Annotated in this window: 15 protein-coding genes and 2 tRNA genes; 7 read left to right on the top strand and 10 right to left on the bottom strand. The window is 37.6% G+C overall.

Annotated features, from left to right (window positions below):
- Positions 1-30 precede the first annotated feature (30 nt).
- The gene (locus IPO46_05825) at positions 31-603 is read right to left on the bottom strand and encodes an N-acetyltransferase (GenBank protein ID QQS64097.1); all 573 of its coding nucleotides are present in this window, start codon (positions 601-603) and stop codon (positions 31-33) included.
- Positions 604-677: 74 nt separating this feature from the next.
- Here IPO46_05825 and IPO46_05820 point away from each other — a divergent pair, with 74 nt between their 5' ends.
- Positions 678-2,567 carry an ABC-F family ATP-binding cassette domain-containing protein gene (locus IPO46_05820; GenBank protein ID QQS64327.1) on the top strand — a complete coding sequence of 630 codons (1,890 nt, stop codon included), beginning with the start codon at positions 678-680 and terminating at the stop codon, positions 2,565-2,567.
- 1 nt (position 2,568) lies between these two features.
- Here IPO46_05820 and IPO46_05815 read toward each other — a convergent pair whose 3' ends face one another.
- Both IPO46_05815 and IPO46_05810 read right to left on the bottom strand, forming a co-directional pair.
- The gene (locus tag IPO46_05815; GenBank protein QQS64096.1) at positions 2,569-3,516 is read right to left on the bottom strand and encodes an aldose 1-epimerase; all 948 of its coding nucleotides are present in this window, start codon (positions 3,514-3,516) and stop codon (positions 2,569-2,571) included.
- Positions 3,517-3,528: 12 nt separating this feature from the next.
- Entirely contained in the window at positions 3,529-4,191 is a 663-nt protein-coding gene (locus IPO46_05810; GenBank protein QQS64095.1) for a DsbA family protein, read from the bottom strand.
- Between the two features lie 147 nt (positions 4,192-4,338).
- Between IPO46_05810 and IPO46_05805 the strand changes: the two genes are divergently transcribed.
- A complete protein-coding gene (locus IPO46_05805) occupies positions 4,339-5,256 on the top strand; it encodes an SMP-30/gluconolactonase/LRE family protein (GenBank protein ID QQS64094.1) in 918 nt (305 codons plus the stop codon).
- A gap of 32 nt (positions 5,257-5,288) precedes the next feature.
- On the top strand, positions 5,289-6,407 hold the full coding sequence (locus IPO46_05800) for a family 20 glycosylhydrolase (protein ID QQS64093.1): 1,119 nt from the start codon (positions 5,289-5,291) through the stop codon (positions 6,405-6,407).
- A 36-nt stretch (positions 6,408-6,443) separates the two neighbouring features.
- Here IPO46_05800 and IPO46_05795 read toward each other — a convergent pair.
- Positions 6,444-6,515: transfer RNA gene (locus tag IPO46_05795), tRNA-Arg, on the bottom strand.
- Between the two features lie 234 nt (positions 6,516-6,749).
- Between IPO46_05795 and IPO46_05790 the strand changes: the two genes are divergently transcribed.
- A complete protein-coding gene (locus tag IPO46_05790) occupies positions 6,750-7,421 on the top strand; it encodes a tetratricopeptide repeat protein (protein QQS64092.1) in 672 nt (223 codons plus the stop codon).
- Between the two features lie 7 nt (positions 7,422-7,428).
- Here the strand turns inward: IPO46_05790 and IPO46_05785 are convergent, their stop codons facing one another.
- The gene (locus IPO46_05785; protein QQS64091.1) at positions 7,429-8,052 is read right to left on the bottom strand and encodes an HAD family phosphatase; all 624 of its coding nucleotides are present in this window, start codon (positions 8,050-8,052) and stop codon (positions 7,429-7,431) included.
- Positions 8,053-8,124: 72 nt separating this feature from the next.
- Between IPO46_05785 and IPO46_05780 the strand changes: the two genes are divergently transcribed.
- Positions 8,125-8,198 (top strand) — tRNA-Ile (locus tag IPO46_05780).
- A 557-nt stretch (positions 8,199-8,755) separates the two neighbouring features.
- Here the strand turns inward: IPO46_05780 and IPO46_05775 are convergent.
- Together IPO46_05775 and IPO46_05770 are read right to left on the bottom strand one after the other, a co-directional pair.
- Positions 8,756-9,382 carry a response regulator transcription factor gene (locus tag IPO46_05775; GenBank protein ID QQS64090.1) on the bottom strand — a complete coding sequence of 209 codons (627 nt, stop codon included), beginning with the start codon at positions 9,380-9,382 and terminating at the stop codon, positions 8,756-8,758.
- 79 nt (positions 9,383-9,461) lie between these two features.
- Positions 9,462-11,777, bottom strand: a complete 2,316-nt coding sequence (locus tag IPO46_05770; protein ID QQS64089.1) for a GAF domain-containing protein — start codon at positions 11,775-11,777, stop codon at positions 9,462-9,464.
- A gap of 172 nt (positions 11,778-11,949) precedes the next feature.
- Between IPO46_05770 and rpiB the strand changes: the two genes are divergently transcribed.
- Together rpiB and IPO46_05760 are read left to right on the top strand one after the other, a co-directional pair.
- Complete coding sequence (rpiB, locus tag IPO46_05765) at positions 11,950-12,399, top strand: ribose 5-phosphate isomerase B (GenBank protein QQS64088.1); 450 nt, start codon at positions 11,950-11,952, stop codon at positions 12,397-12,399.
- 165 nt (positions 12,400-12,564) lie between these two features.
- Positions 12,565-14,148: a M28 family peptidase gene (locus IPO46_05760; GenBank protein ID QQS64087.1), complete on the top strand. Its 1,584-nt coding sequence runs from the start codon at positions 12,565-12,567 to the stop codon at positions 14,146-14,148.
- A 61-nt stretch (positions 14,149-14,209) separates the two neighbouring features.
- Here IPO46_05760 and IPO46_05755 read toward each other — a convergent pair whose 3' ends face one another.
- The 3 genes from IPO46_05755 to dnaN form a co-directional block, all read right to left on the bottom strand.
- Positions 14,210-14,725 carry a thioredoxin family protein gene (locus IPO46_05755; GenBank protein QQS64086.1) on the bottom strand — a complete coding sequence of 172 codons (516 nt, stop codon included), beginning with the start codon at positions 14,723-14,725 and terminating at the stop codon, positions 14,210-14,212.
- A 2-nt stretch (positions 14,726-14,727) separates the two neighbouring features.
- A complete protein-coding gene (locus tag IPO46_05750) occupies positions 14,728-15,087 on the bottom strand; it encodes a MerR family transcriptional regulator (GenBank protein ID QQS64326.1) in 360 nt (119 codons plus the stop codon).
- 325 nt (positions 15,088-15,412) lie between these two features.
- On the bottom strand, positions 15,413-16,528 hold the full coding sequence (gene dnaN / locus IPO46_05745; GenBank protein ID QQS64085.1) for a DNA polymerase III subunit beta: 1,116 nt from the start codon (positions 16,526-16,528) through the stop codon (positions 15,413-15,415).
- Positions 16,529-16,657: the final 129 nt, after the last annotated feature.

The raw sequence follows: 16,657 nt of genomic DNA, 5'->3' as shown, positions 1-16,657 counted from the left end.
AAGATAACTTCCTTAATTATAGTTTTGCATTCAGGAAATTTTTTTTGCCTTGCCATTTTCTAGTAAATATTTTTCATTTTTTTCTTTACAAAATGCCATTCCATTTAAATCAAAATTAAGTTTAAAGCCAGCGGCGCTTACCCAGCCCATTTGCCTTGCCGGGTTGCCTGCCATTAAAGCGTAAGCAGGCACATCTTTGGTTACTACGGCTCCTGCGCCAATAAACGCATATTCGCCAATGGTATAGCCGCATACAATGGTGGCATTTGCCCCAATGCTTGCCCCTTTTTTAATGAGCGTTTTTTTATACTCATGCTTGCGTACAATGGCGCTGCGTGGGTTTATTACATTGGTGAGCACTACCGATGGCCCAAGAAAAACATCATCTTCACAAATTACCCCTTCGTAAATACTTACATTATTTTGCACTTTTACATTATTGCCCAATACCACATTGGACGATACTACCACATTTTGGCCCAGGTTACAATTTTTGCCAATGCGGCTCCCGCTCATGATATGCGAAAAATGCCAAATTTTTGTGCCTTCGCCTATTTCGCAATGATCATCTACAAAAGATGATGGATGAACATAATAACTCATACTATAATTTAAAACGCAAAGATATTGAAACTCTGCACCATGCAAATCAGTTCCCGGCAACCTATCTTTGCCAAATGCATTATGCTTCGGTTGAAAACCTTACTAAGTCCTACGGCGTAAGGGTACTTTTTAAAAATATTAGCTTAAATATTGAAGAAGGCGATAAAATTGCCCTGGTGGCCCGCAATGGAAGCGGCAAAAGCACTTTAATGAAAATTATTGCCAGCCTCGATACTGCCGACGATGGAACCGTATGGGTAAATAAAGAAATTCAAACGGTGATGTTGCAACAGGATAATGATTTTGACCCTCAAAAAACCATTTGGGACAATATCCTTCGGCTGGATAATAATGTGGTAAAAGCCGTAAAAGAGTACGAAGAATTTTTAGAAAACGGAATTGATGATACCAACAAACTTAGCAGCTTAATGAACCGGCTCGAAGAACTGGATGCCTGGAATTTTGAAGCCAGCCTCAAGCAGGTTTTGGGCAAGCTCAACCTGCATCATTTAAATGAAAAAACCGGCAACCTGAGTGGAGGCCAAAAAAAAAGAGTGGCGCTTGCTCAGGCGCTTATTGAAACACAAATTTATGCCGGCCGCTGTTTGTTGCTGCTGGATGAGCCTACCAACCACCTGGATGTGGACATGATTGAGTGGCTTGAAGATTATTTAAATGCCGCAAAAGTAACCCTGCTGCTGGTTACCCACGACCGATATTTTTTAGATGCCGTTTGCAACGAAATTGTAGAAATAGACGATGAAAAAGTTTTTGTATATAAAGGCAGCTACGATTATTTTTTAGCGCAAAAAGCTCACCGCTTCAGTGTGCAGCAAAGTGAGCTGCAAAAAGATAAAAATATTTTTCGTAAAGAGCTGGAGTGGATGCGCAAGCAACCCAAGGCCCGTACCACAAAAAGTAAAAGCCGCCAGGATGCTTTTGCCGATTTGGAAGAAAAAGTAGGCAGGCAAAAAGAAGTGGCCGAACTTTCTTTACAAGTAAAAATGACAAGGCTTGGCGGCAAAGTGCTGGAAATGAAAAAGCTCTATAAAAGCTTTGGCAATAATGTACTCGTAAAAGGCTTTGATTACACTTTTAAAAAGGGTGAACGCATTGGTATTGTGGGTAAAAACGGTGTGGGAAAAAGTACTTTTTTAAAAATCGCCTTGCAGCAAATAGAACCCGATAGCGGCAAAGTAAACCATGGAGAAACCGTTGTGTTTGGCAATTTTAACCAGGAGGGACTGCAATACAAAGAAGATAAAAGGGCTATAGAATATGTAAAAACTTTTGCCGAATTTTTTCCGCTGGCCGATGGTTCCAAAATAAGCGCCTCACAGTTTATGGAAAAATTTGGCTTTAGCGCCGAGCAGCAATACACGCCTTTAAGTAAGCTGAGTGGAGGCGAAAAACGAAGGTTGCATTTGCTGAGTATATTATTTAACAACCCCAATTTTTTGGTGCTGGATGAGCCTACCAACGACCTGGATTTACAAACCCTGCGTACCCTGGAAGAATTTTTACTGGATTTTCCGGGTTGTATTTTAATTGTAAGCCACGACAGGTATTTTATGGATCGCATGGTGGAACACCTTTTTGTATTTGAGGGCAACGGTGTTATTACCGATTTCCCCGGCAACTACAGCCAATACAGGGAAAAGTTAAACCAAAAGAAAAATAATACAGTCAGGGAAGATGATAAACCTGTTGCCAATCCTACTGAATTGAAACCCGGTTCAAATGCCGGAGCAATAAAAAAGCTTTCCTTTAAAGAAAAATTTGAATTTGACAACCTTGAAAAAGAAATTGCAAAACTGCAGAATGAAAAAATGCTCCTGGATGAAAAAATTACCCAACACTTGGCTTATGATGAATTGCAAGCTACGGCTGCAAGGCTCGGTATTGTAATGGAATTGATAGATGAAAAAGAAATGCGCTGGCTCGAATTGAACGAACGGACATAAATTATACATTCACTATATACTCTGTAATAAATTTTTTGGATTTGTTTTTGTCCAAAACCACCAAACCCATTTTGTTGTTGAATGCATCAGGAGCTGAGCTAAGGTTTTCAATAGCTATACTTTGCCGCTGTGGTGGCGTATATATTTGCAAATAAGGGTAAGCACTATGGGGCTTAATTTTCAGGGTAATCCCATTTTCAACATTCGTTAATTGCAAGGCTGTTTTTGCTCCTTTTTTTACTATGAAGCAATTGTCAAAAACCGTTTCGCCAATTGGAGTAGGTTTTTCAAACTGTTTAAAACTTTCTGTTTTGCCGGTGGGTAAAAGTTCATTGTCAAAAACTAATTTGCCCGAAACATACATTTGCATTGCTAAGTCATTAATGCATCCACCCAGCGTAAAATATGGATGCCATCCATCGCTTACCGGAATTTTTGATTTTCCTTTATTGCTGATGGTTGTTGTAATAATGAGCCGGTTGTTTTTTTTGAGCGTATATTTCAAATCGCAATTAAAGGGAAATGGATAGCCATTATCATCGGCACGGTATTTATAACGCAACAAAACCCATGCGCTATTTTTAAGTTTTTTTGTTTTTACTATGGAAAAAATTTTACGGTAAATTAAGCCATGTAATGCATGTTTGTCAAGGTAAAACCCATTTACTTTATACTCATTTTTTTTAAAAAAATATGTTCCATTCTTTAGCCTGCAAACAAATGGCGAAAGTTTTGCACTCCTGAAACCTTTGAATTCGCAATTTTCATTAAAGTCATCCTGGTTTTTATAACCTTCAATAATATTTATTGTATTGTCATTATTAAGTATAGTAAACGCATTGAGTAAGGCGCCGCATTCGGGCAATATTTCTGCACTGCATTTTCCCTTTTTATCTGTAAGGATAATTTTAGAAAAACCGGTTTCCATTTTTTGTGTTACTGTAAACATGAGTAGCTCAATTTAAGCATTTCCTTTAACTTTTATTTCTTCTAATACCGATGCAATGCGTTGGTTTAGCATTTCAAACCCGGTATAACCTTTGGCTAAAAGATAAAAATGTGTTTCGCCGGCCTGCAAAAGCAATTGCGGATAGCCGGTAACTTTTAATTGCTTGCAAAGCGTAAAATCGTATTTGGCTTTTTCTTTAAAATCTTCCGATGATAATTGACCATAAAAAGTAGTGGCATCAATAGCGTATTTTTCCAGCAGATGACGGTAGGCTTCATTATCGGTAAGGTCTCGCCCTTCCTTAAATAGTGCTTTTTGTAAATCGGCAATAAATTCAATTTGCCTTTCGGGATATATTTCTTTAAAAATACTGAGGGCTATTGCAGCTTTTTCCGAGTGGGGAAACCAATCGCTTTCATCCGGGTGAAAAATATGCCAAAGATAATCTTCGCCAAATTTAATGCCGGTAAGGGTTTCTATGTTTTTATAAGCGCCTTGTATATAAGTTGCCGTTGCTTTTAAAGGAACAGGCTGCTCGGGTAAAATCATGCCGCCGCTAAGTACTTCAATATGCCATAGGTCTTTATATTGTTCATTTATTTTTTGCATTACCGGGCTAAATCCATAGCACCAGCCACACCAGGCATCGTAGCAGTAAATTAAAACAGGTTGCATAAAGCAAAGTTACGGCAGGGAAAATAGATGTGGGTATTGTTTTCCTAAAGCCCAATAATTTTGTGTCTGTAAAAGCAATCATTTCCATTTTTTTTAAATGATTTTAGTGGTAAATGCTTAAATTGGTCAAAAATTATTTTATTCAGTATGGTTTATTTTTCAACGGGTAAGCATCTTGTTTTTTTGTGGTTACTATTTTTTTCTATTGAAGGATTTAGCCAGGAAGGAATTAATTTATTTGAATCGAAAGTGCTCACTGTACCCAGTAGTTTTACAATTGGTGTTGAGGGCCCTGCAGTTGATAAAAATGGAAATTTATATGCTGTAAATTTTCAACGGCAGGGAACTATTGGTATAGTTACTCCCAACGGCAATGCTAATGTGTTTATAGAATTGCCCAAAGGCAGTATAGGCAATGGAATCCGCATTAGCAACCAGGGCGATATGTATGTAGCAGATTATACGGGGCATAATATTTTAAAAATTGAAATGCAAAGTAAAAAAATTTCAGTTTTTGCTCATGACAGCTTAATGATACAACCTAATGATATAGCTATTACAAAATACAATACATTTTTTGCCAGTAACCCCAATTGGAAAGATGGAACAGGTTCGGTATGGTATGCCAATAAAAAGGGTAAAATAGTAATGAGAGAAACCAACATGGGTACTACTAACGGAATTGAAGTAAGCCCCGATAACAATAAATTATATGTAAATGAATCATTGCAACGCAAAGTATGGCAGTATAAAATAAATAGAAAAGGTAAGCTGAAAAATAAGAAACTACTAATAGAATTTACGGATTATGGTATGGACGGTATGCGTTGTGATGTAAATGGAAATTTGTATATAGCCCGATATGGTAAAGGCACGGTAGCCATTGTTTCGCCGGCTGGAAAATTTATTAAAGAAGTACGGCTAATCGGTAAAAATCCCACCAATATAGCATTTGGTGGTGCCGATGGAAAAACGGTTTATGTTACCATGCAGGACAGGGGCAATATTGAATATTTCATAACTGATACAGCAGGCAATGAATGGAATCAAATTCAAAAACAATAGTATCAATTTTATTAAAAAAAATGAATATTTTTATGAAAAGTTATTTAAAACAACTTTCACTAATTCTCACAATTTTACAATTCAATGCATTTTGCAGTAGTGCACAGCAAAATATTGACTCGCTATTTCCTACCCGTGGGTTATGTATAGCCGCACCTTTGACAAATGGGGTGGATGCTTTTGTAAAATTTATTGATACTGAACTTGCACCACGAAAACTAAATACGCTGATTTTGAGGGTTGACTGGAATTATCAATTTACCAGTCATCCGGAGCTGAGTGATAGTATTGCCCTTTCAAAGGCAGATGTAAAAAAACTAGTAGCAGTTTGTAAGAAAAACAATATTCGCTTAATACCTCAAATAAATTTATTAGGTCATCAAAGCTGGGCAGGTACATTGTATAGTTTGTTAAAAAAATATCCGCAATTTGATGAAACACCACATGTAAAAATGCCCGAAAAACATGTATGGCCCAATGCGGATGGATTGTATTGTAAAAGCTATTGCCCGCAACACCCCGATTTACACAAAATTGTGTTTGCATTGGTAAATGAAATTTGCGATGTATTTGAAGCCAATGCTTTTCATGCCGGAATGGACGAAGTGTTTTATTTGGGAGATGACAAATGCCCCCGCTGCCAGGGAGTAGATAAGGCAGAACTATTTGCCAATGAAGTTCGTAAACAAAGGGATAACCTTGCTCAAAATGGCAGGCAGCTTTGGATATGGGGCGACAGGCTTATTGATGGCAAAACCACTGGCTATGGAATGTGGGAGGGCAGCTATAATTATACTTATAGGGCCATTCATATTATTCCAAAAGACATAATGATTTGTGATTGGCATTATGAAAGAGCAGATAAATCGGCTGTTTATTTTGCAATGAATGGGTTGAATGTTGTAACCAGCCCTTGGCGAAACCCTGAGCTTGCAGTAAAACAAGTTAATGATATGCTTGGTTTTAGAAAAGATGCCACACCGCAAATGAAAAACAGGTATGCCGGAATGGTACATACTGTATGGAGCGATGCAGCAAGTTTTATAAGAGAATGTGATATGATAAAGAACGGTAAAAAGGTTACCGGCTTTAGCCAATGGGTAAGCTTTGATAAAATGTTTGGAAGAATGAAGGAGTTAGCAGAATTATAAAAAAATCCCCGGTATTTTTCCGGGGATTTTAAAAAGTAGTCCCGACAGGAATCGAACCTATATCAAAAGTTTAGGAAACTTCTATTCTATCCATTGAACTACGGGACCAAAAGAACTTACTCCATTGAATGCTGACGAAGCTTTGCTTGTCAGCATCCCGACATGCGTTGCATCGTCGGGACTACGGGACCAAAAGAACTTACTCCCGATATGCAATGCTCTATAAGGATTTTGGCACCAAAAACCCAAAACGGAGCGCAAAAATAAACAGTTTCAGCCATTTGACATACTAATTCTTAAATCTAAGTGGTTGGCTTATATTTGCAGCCCAATTTTGAATATATGAAGTGGTTGAATTTTATTATTAAATACCGCCCCTGGCTGGGCATTTTATTTTTGTCAAGTGCAGTAATTGTAAATATACAAGCAGGGTTTTGGCCATCGTTTATATTGTACCTTATAGGCGTAGTATTGCTTGCCGGACATTTTTTATTTGGCCCCATGCGACTTATTCAGGAGTATATTGAAAGCGGCGACCTTGAAGGTGCAAAAAAAATTATTGCTTCTATAAAATTCCCAGGCTTATTGATAAAGCCGGTACGTTCGGTTTATTATACCATTAAGGGCAACCTCGATATGGCTGATCAAAATTTTGACAGCGCCGAACAAAATTTGAAGAAAAGCCAGAATTTAATGGGTGGCGGAGGGTTATTATCGGGTCAGTTAAAACAGGCAGAAGGCGCCAATAAATTACAACTGGGGATGCTGGCAATGCAAAAAGGCAATATGAAAGAAGCCGAATCTTATATAAGGCAGGCCATTAGGGTGGGCTTACCCGATAGTGAAAATAACGCCGCAGCATATCTGCAGCTTTGCAGTATTATGATGAACAAGAGGGAATTTAGGGCGGCTAAACAATATTTTGCCAAAGCAAAATCGTATAAACCCACAACGCCGCAAATTGTAGATCAAATAAAGCAGGTAGAAAAATATATTGCCCGTATGCCAGGCTAGCCAAGCGTTACAGTAGTTTATAATTAATATTTTCTATCAAATCGCCGGCAGGCAAAAAATGCGTTTTAATTCCTAAATTTTTTGCCGCTTCAATATTTACGGGTGTATCATCAATAAATAAGGTTTCGGAAGCCTTAATTTTTGCATCGTTTAATACAAATTCAAAAATATCGGCATTTGGTTTTCTCAACCCAATATGCTGAGAAAAATATGCTTTGGTAAAAAAATCATTTAAGGTTTTATGCCCGGTTTGTTCTTTTAAAATTTTATTAAAAGCAGCGTAGTGAATGGCATTGGTATTGCTCAGCAGGTAAAGGTTGTAGTTTTCTTTTAATGTATAGAGAAAGTTAAGGCTTTTTGGCCTGAAATCAAGTAACATAGCATTCCAGGCATTGGCCAGTTCGTTTTCTGTAAATGGTTTACCGGCCACGTTGCTAAGGGTATAAAAAAATTCTTCGGTACTTACCGAGCCGGTTTCCAGTGCAGCAAACAGTTCATTGGCAGCATGTTGGTTATACATGTGGTGAAAATCAGCAAATCCCAGGTTAATAAATGCCTGCTCTGTTTTATTTATATCAATATTCAGCAATACACCACCGAGGTCGAATATAATATTTTTTAAATTGGACATTAATTTTTAAAATTCGTTTCGGCAAATATCCGAATTTGCTTAGTTTTGCAACCTTGTTATTTAAAAATAACAGGGCCTATAGCTCAGTTGGTTAGAGCACCTGACTCATAATCAGGTGGTCCCTGGTTCGAGCCCAGGTGGGCCCACAGAGAAAGGTTTTAAACGTAAAAGTTTGAAACCTTTTTTATTGCTGCAAATATTTTTTTCAACTATTTATAAGAAAAGGGACTTAGCGCATCCCGACAGATACTCGTCGGGATGGTACCTGGTTGGAGCCCAGGTGGGCCCACAGAGAAAGGTTTTAAACGTAAAAGTTTGAAACCTTTTTTATTGCTGCAAATATTTTTTTCAACTATTTATAAGAAAAGGGACTTAGCGCATCCCGACAGATACTCGTCGGGATGGTACCTGGTTGGAGCCCAGGTGGGCCCACAGAGAAAGGTTTTAAACGTAAAAGTTTGAAACCTTTTTTATTGCTGCAAATATTTTTTTCAACTATTTATAAGAAAAGGGACTTAGCGCATCCCGACAGATACTCGTCGGGATGGTACCTGGTTGGAGCCCAGGTGGGCCCACAGAGAAAGGTTTTAAACGTAAAAGTTTGAAACCTTTTTTATTGCTGCAAATATTTTTTTCAACTATTTATAAGAAAAGGGAAAAATGAGGTTTGAATGTAAAAAGTTGAAGTTTTTTTGGATAAAAACTATATCAACTTTTCATTTAAGGCTTTTGAAACTGCTTCTGTTGCAGAATGAACCTGGAGTTTTTCGTAAATACGTTTAATATAAGTGCGGATGGTTTCAAAGGAAAGATTTATTTCAGCTGCTATCATTTTATAACTGCTGCCCTTGCATAAATGTTCCAAAATTTCCTGCTCCCTATTTGTGAATTTATAATCGTTGGCTTTGTTTTGCTGCATTGATTGAACAATCATTTTGGCAATGCTGGGGCTCATAGGTGCGCCTCCTTCAAGCGCCTCCTGAATAGCAGGAATAAGTTTATCCGATACATGCTTCTTGAGCAGGTAACCGGTAGCCCCGGCGCAAATAGCATCAAATACATTTTTATTATCGTCAAAAACGGTAAGCATAATTATAATCACAGAAGTATTAAAAGCCCTTATTTTTTTTACAGCCTCAATACCCGTCATCCCCGGCATATCAATATCCATTAATAAAATATCTGGGTTATTGTCTTTTACATGTTTACTTGCTTCTAGACAATTTCCAAATACGCCGCTTACTTCAAAACCATTATTGATGAGGATGAGTTCTTCCAGGCTTTTGCGTAAAGCTTCATTATCTTCAAATATGGAAATTTTTTTGGTCATAAGCAACTGCTAAGATAAAGGTATCACCTCATTGATGTATACCATATTTTGGGATATGGCCTCAATAAATTTTCAATAGTTAAACCGGGCAACTCAATTCAAGCGTGGTGCCATTGCCGGGCAGGGAGCTTATTTTTAGATTGGCATTTATATGCTTTGCCCTATCGGCCATATTTTTTAAGCCATTTCCCATTCTTACTTCCTGTTGGTCAAATCCTTTTCCGTTATCGCTAATGGTCATTTTAAAATACTGGTTAAAAAAGGAAAATTCAACCCTTAAAGTGTTGCCCTTACTATATTTAACGGTATTGTTAATGGTTTCTTTAAAAATGAGGAATATATTTTTTCGTTTATCGGCAGCCAGTTTTATTCCTTCTAAATTTTCGGGTATTTGAAATATTAGGTTGATTTGCTGAGGCTCACAAAGTTCCGATGAAAATTGTTTCATCCTGATAAGTATATTTTCAAAATTATCGTAGCGTGGGTTTAGCGACCACACGATATCGCTCATGCTATCCATAGTTTTCCTTGCCTGTAAGCGTATTTTTTCCAACTGCTCTTTCATTTTGCCCGGGTCGTCTTTTATCAGTGCAATACGGCTGTTGATATCTATACTGGATAAGGACGAACCGATATCATCATGCAAATCGCTGGCTATATTTTTTCTAAGGCTTTCTTCAATAAAATAACGGGTAATTTTTTTAGAGCAGATATCGGCAATTTTTTGTAAAATGCTTAAATGCCTTTTTGTATAAAACCTTTTTTTGCTGTGCTCGGAATCTATTACGCCCAAAAGCTTTCCTTCTAAAACAATGGGCACACATATTTCTGATTGCCGGGCTACATCATCCACAATATACCGGGGATCTTTTCCCGTAAATGGTATTATTTCCGCCTTCATATTTTGGCCCACAGAACCTACAATTCCCCTGCCTAAAGGTATTTCAATGGCCTGGAGAATAGAGTGGCCTGAAGGGTTTTTGTGCCCAAAAGCCGATTTTTGCACCAGCATTTTTCGGGCTTCATCATAACTGTAAACTACGCAATCTTCAAAATTAAGCCTGGAAATACAGTTTTTTGAAATATCCCAAAATACATCTTCTACCGTATTTTGATTATACAAAGATGTGGCAAAGTAATTGAGTATTTTTTCTTCATTAATTTTTCTTTTATAAGACCGTAGCCATACTAAAGAACTGGTTAAGGCCAATAGTAAGAAAATAGAAAAGTACCACCATTTAAGTTGCTTGTTTTTTTCCTGGAGTAAATTTATTTGTACTTCTTTTTTCTCTGCTTCATACCGTTCTTTTATTTCGTTGGTTTTTACCATTTGGTCGGCCAGAGCAAGGCTGTCTTTTAGTTGGCTGCTTATTTGTAAAAAAGCAAATGCTTTTTGCCAGTTGCCGCTTTCCTGGTAAAGCGATGCCAGTTCAGCGCCTGCATCAAGCTTGTAGTTGGAAAGGTTCAGGCTATCGTTGGTGTGGTAAGCTTGCAATAAAAAATTTTCTGCCTCTTTATATTTTTTTACTTTACGAAGCGTTTTGCCCAGCAATATTGCCTCAAAAGCTGCATCTCCAATATTGCCCAGTTTTTTAAAAAGTGCATAGGCTTTGTTGTAATGAACTAAAGAGGTTTCGTATTCTTTTTTGCTAAAATAGGCATTGGCAAGGTTTTCGTGTGCATAAGCTGCCTGGTATTCCCCTATGTTTTGCTCCTTTATTATTTGTAGTATACGAAGGCCAAGGGCAATACTGCTATCGGGCAAGTTTATGGAATTGTATAAAACACTCAGGCTCGATGCCGTAGATGCATAGCGGGAATAGTCTTTTTTTTCCAGGAAGCCCTGCATGGCCGTGTTAAAATTTTCGGCCGCCTTATTATAGTCGCCTGTTTCCCGGTAAACTATACCATACAGGCGCTTAATAAGATTTTGGATTTTTAAGGTTTTTTGTACCAATGCTTCGCTTTCATTCCTGATAATATATGTAGCCAGGGAATCGCTTTCCATCAATTTTTCTAAAGTTTCTGCAAATCGGCTTTGCTTAATATACACTTCGGAAAGATTTATGTCAACAGAAATTAAATTGTAGTTGTCTTTTAAAGATTTAAAAAGGGAATGAGAATTTTTAAGAAAGTAAATTGCAGTATCAAAATTTCCTTTAAATTGCCAAGCCCAGCCTATGCTGTTGTAGGCTTCGGCCATAGCAGATTTATCTTTAATTTTTGCCGCTTCTGCTAAAGCTTCCTTTGCCAGCAATAGTGCCGAATCTGAATTTTTTGGTGATAACGCAAATGCATATCTTGCTTTTTTGGTAATACTGCTATCGGTTTGGGCAAAATTATTACTAAAAAATATTAAGCATATTGTAATTAATATAAACCGGTAACAAACCATAAATTGAATAAAGTTGTGTTTTGTAACAAGTTAAAAAAAATATTGAAAATCAAGGAGATATTTCCTGTAAATTTTTTAGATAGCCTATTTATTACAAAATAAATAAATTGGTTTTTTAGTACAATTGTGTTCAGAAGATTAGCTGTAACTTTAGGGTATAAAATCACCTTTCATGTATGCGTTTAATTTAAAGAAACCTATTGCAATTGGTGCAGACCATGCAGGGTTTGATTGTAAAGAAGACCTGGTGTCTTTTATTGAAGCCAAAGGCTTGAAGTATAAAGATTTTGGAACCTTTAGCAGAGATTCGGTTGACTATCCCGATTTTGCACATCCCGTAGCCAGTGCCGTGGAGACTGGAGAATATGCATTTGGTATTTTATTATGCGGAAGCGCAAATGGCGTGGCTATTACAGCAAATAAACACCAGGGCATAAGAGCAGCAATTTGCTGGGGCGAAGAATTGGCTGAACTTGCCCGTAAACATAATAACGCAAATATTATTTGCATACCTGCCAGGTTTATTACCGATGGCGAAGCAGAAAAAATGCTCGATACTTTTATGAATACCGAGTTTGATGGCGGCCGTCATGAACGAAGGGTAGAAAAAATTTCCTGCTGATACAAAGCTTTACCGTTTATAAAATATAACGGCTTCTGCAAAAAATAATCCTTTATTTTTATTTTATAATTAGCACACAGAAAATGAGCCATAAAAAAAGTGGATGCCAACCGAATATGTTTATGAACAAATTACATGTGGCTATAAAATAATCAATAAGAATACATGAAAAAGTTGATTATATTTCCCATATGCTTTTGTGCAATTTTTGTTTTTGCCCAAAAAAATAACCCCCAAAAATTTGCGGCTACCATTACCGTAAACGACCTCCACAAACACCTGGCAATTATTGCCGGAGATGAAATGGAAGGCCGGGAAACAGGCACTCCCGGGCAGCGCAAGGCAGCGGCTTATATCCGGAATTTTTTTAAAAAAGCAGGCTTAGCCTTTCCCCCAAATTTTAATGGTTACGAACAGTTTTATCCTTTGCTTACTGATACACTCTTAAGTTCCATATTAAAAATCAATAATAGCGAACTGAGATATGGAACCGATTTTATAACCCCGGTTTCCCGGAATACAAATGGAAAAATAAGTGCCGATCAAATTGTATTTGTAGGTTATGGTATTGATGATGAAAACTATTCTGACTATGGCAACTTTGATGCAAAAGGAAAAATAGTAGCCTTTGTACTTGGCGAGCCAAGAGATACTACAGGTAATTTTATAATTAGTGGAAATAAAAAAACTTCAAAATGGACTTATCCCGGACTGGCTAAAAAACTGGTGGTAGCAGCCGATAAAGGAGCCGTTGGCGCATTGGTTATAAGCCCAATAAACAGTGCTGGCTTTACTGACAGGAATATTGTAGAAAGCAAGAAGAAAAAACCCTATTTTCCATCTGGAAATAGTAGCAATATCCCGGTTGCTGAAATTAGCCATAATACTGCAAAACTTATTTTCCCGGCAGGTGCCGAACATTTTATTGCCAAAGGCAAACGGAGTGAAGCATTTGGAATTACCGACAGGTTGGCTACACAAAGTGTTGCCGAATTTTCAGTAAGTAAAATGCAGGATACTATTTGGGCCAGTAATGTTTTAGGCGTAGTGGAAGGATCGGATAAAAAGGATGAATACGTTTTTGTAACGGCACATTACGACCATCTGGGTAAGCATGACGGCAAAATATATTATGGAGCCGATGACGATGGAAGCGGTACAGTAGCCGTATTGGAAATGGCCGAAGCATTTGCCAAAGCCAAAGCAGCAGGAAAAGGGCCAAGGCGAACAATAGTGTTTATGACGGTGAGTGGCGAGGAAAAAGGCCTTTGGGGTAGCGAATACTATAGCGAAAACGCTGTTTATCCCTTAGATAAAACCAGTGTAGACTTAAATATTGATATGATTGGCCGCATAGATACCGAAAGAATGAAGGCCGATACTTTAAATTATATTTATGTAGTGGGCCACGATAAAATAAGCAGTGAACTACCCTTAATAAATGAAGCAATAAATAATAAATATACCGGGCTTACCCTTGACTATAAATTTGACGACCCCAATGACCCCGAACGCATTTATTTTCGCAGCGACCATTATAATTTTGCCCGCAAAGGCGTGCCTGTATTATTTTTTTATGATGGCATGCTTCAATCAGACTATCATAAACCTACAGATACTGTAGATAAAATTTACTGGAAGCTATTGGAAAAAAGAACAAGAATGATTTTTTTAACCGCATGGGAAATGGCTAACAGAGAAAATATGCTCAAAAGAGATAAGCCAATTCCAACCTCAACAAGGTATTGAGCCTTTGGAAAATTAATATAATGTGCGGAGAAAAATTATTTGCTTCAATAAAAAACAATACTTATTGCAGTAACCCGGCAAGTTCTTTATCCCATTGGCCGGTTTTCCCGTATTCTACCACACGGCCCACTTCTTTGCCCTCTTTCATTACAATAATGGTGGGCACATTAATTATGTTAAAGGCAGCAGTAAGGTTGCCCAAAGATTTTTTTTCACGGCTTACGCCAATAAAACTTATATCCTTGTCTGTAATGCCACTTTGCTCCTGGAGTTTAAAAAATTTGGGTAAAATAAATTGGGTGTCTTCGCACCAGGTGCCGCCAAATAGTACAAACTGGTATTTGCCTTTTGCCGCTTCCATTGCATTGAGCACATTGGGCGTAGCGTTATAGCCATTATGGCTGTTGTTGTACCATTTAAAATCTTTATCGTTGTTAATTAAAATGTATTTACTGATTAATCCATTGAGTATAATAGTGCCTTTATGGGTGCTGTCTTCGTAAGATGTATAAGGGCTTTGTGCATAACTTGCATTACAAAGCAATAAAAGGGAAGCAAAAAAAATAAACAATCTCATATTTATAAATTGGCTTTGAGTTCGTTTAAAAAAGATTTGAGTTTTTGGAGGCTTTCAATTACGGCATAGTTTTCTTCTGCCTGTTTATTTTTTTTAATAAAATCTTTTGCACCGTCAATAGTAAATTTTTTTTGCCGCAAAAGGTGGTGTATCATTTTCAGGTACTTGATGTCTTCGGGCCTGAAAAGCCTGTCGCCTTTACCGTTTTTCCTGGGCTTGAGTATGTCAAATTCTTTTTCCCAATAGCGCAACAGCGATACATTTACTTTAAACATTTCGGCAACGGAGCCGATATTGTAATATTGTTTGCTAAAAAGCACTGCATCTTCAGGTACTACCACCAAATCTGCCGTTATGGCCATGTCGCTTAATTTCATACGGCCACGGGATGCCTTTTTTTTAACGGTAGTTTTTGTAATGCTTATCGGTTTATTTAAAGCCGGAATTTCCCTGATGCTGGTATCCGGCTTTTCTTCTTCTGCTTTAATTAAAAGTGTGTTTGCTTCCGGCTTCGGAGCTTCTGTAAAATCAAATGCAATTTGTGTAAGTGGCTTTTTCACTTTGTAAAACTAAGCTATTGTTAGCTGTAATCAATTGTGGCGCCCATATTTACAGGCAGCTTCAATTATTATTAACAAATAAGCATGGGCCTTATTTTAATTTTTTTTGAGATAAAAAACTTAAGGCTTAATTGTTCAGCATTAAAGGCATTACGAGCATCAGCAATTTTTCGCCCTCGGCTTCTTCCACTGGTTTAATTATGCCTGCTTTAGTAGCGGTACTCAACTCCATATTTATTTCATCGCTATCGGCGCCGCTGAGCATTTCAATTAAAAACTTTGCATTAAAGGCAATTTGCAGGTCTTCGCCATCGTACTGGCAGGCCATGCGCTCGTTGCCTTCAAAACTAAAATCCACATCCTGTGAGGATAATTGCAGTTCGCTGCCGGTAATGCTTAATGCAACCTGGTTGGTACTTTTATTGCTGAAAACACTTACACGGCGCAAAGCATTTTGAAAAGCGCTGCGGTTTACCGTCATTTTATACGGGTTATCTGAAGGGATCACCACTTTGTAATCGGGAAAACGGGCATCAATAAGCCGGCACACAAGCTCTGTGCCGCCATGCTTTACAAATAAATGGTTACTGTTGTAAGAAATGGTTAATTCATCTTCATTATCGGGCAGTGAACTTTTTAAAAGGTTCAAAGGTTTTTTAGGCACAATAAAAGAACTTTTCTCGGGGCAGCTTACATTGCTGTAAACGAGTTTTACCAGGCGGTGTGCATCTGTGGCCACAAAACTGATGCTTTTTTTATCCAATTCAAAAAATACGCCTGTCATTGCCGGCCTTAAATCGTCTGTGCTTACGGCAAAAATAGATTTATTGATTGCATTGAGCAATTGCGCCGATGTCATACTAAAGCTGCTGGATTCATCTGCCGCAGGCTCTTTGGGGAAATTATCGGGGTTTTCGCCCATCACTTTATACTTACCATTGTCGCTGGTAATTTCTACGGCAAAATTTTTGTCAATATTAAAAGTAAGCGGCTGATCGGCCAGGTTTTTTAATGAGTCCAGCAAAATTTTTGCAGGAATGCATACTTTACCGCTGTCTTTGGCTTCTATATCCAAATGCACTTTCATCACCGTTTCCAGGTCGGTTGCCGTTACGGAAAGTTTGTTTTTTTCAATTTCAAATAAAAAATCTTCCAAAATGGGTAACACCGTATTGGCGTTAATTACGCCACTTATTTGTTGCAATTGCCTGAGTAAATACGAAGACGATACAATAAACTTCATAAACCTTTTTTAATTATGCGCCAAAGATAAAAGATTGCCAGTAAAGCAATACAAATAATTTATTTTTAGGGTAGGTTCAAAACTAAGCAGTTGCAGCCGTTTTTTTATTGTAAAACTTTAATAATTTCC

Source organism: Chitinophagaceae bacterium (assembly GCA_016699815.1).
GTDB lineage: Bacteria > Bacteroidota > Bacteroidia > Chitinophagales > Chitinophagaceae > Ferruginibacter.
The sequence above is the reverse complement of the archived record's forward strand: the minus strand, read 5'-3'. Positions and strand labels throughout refer to the sequence as shown.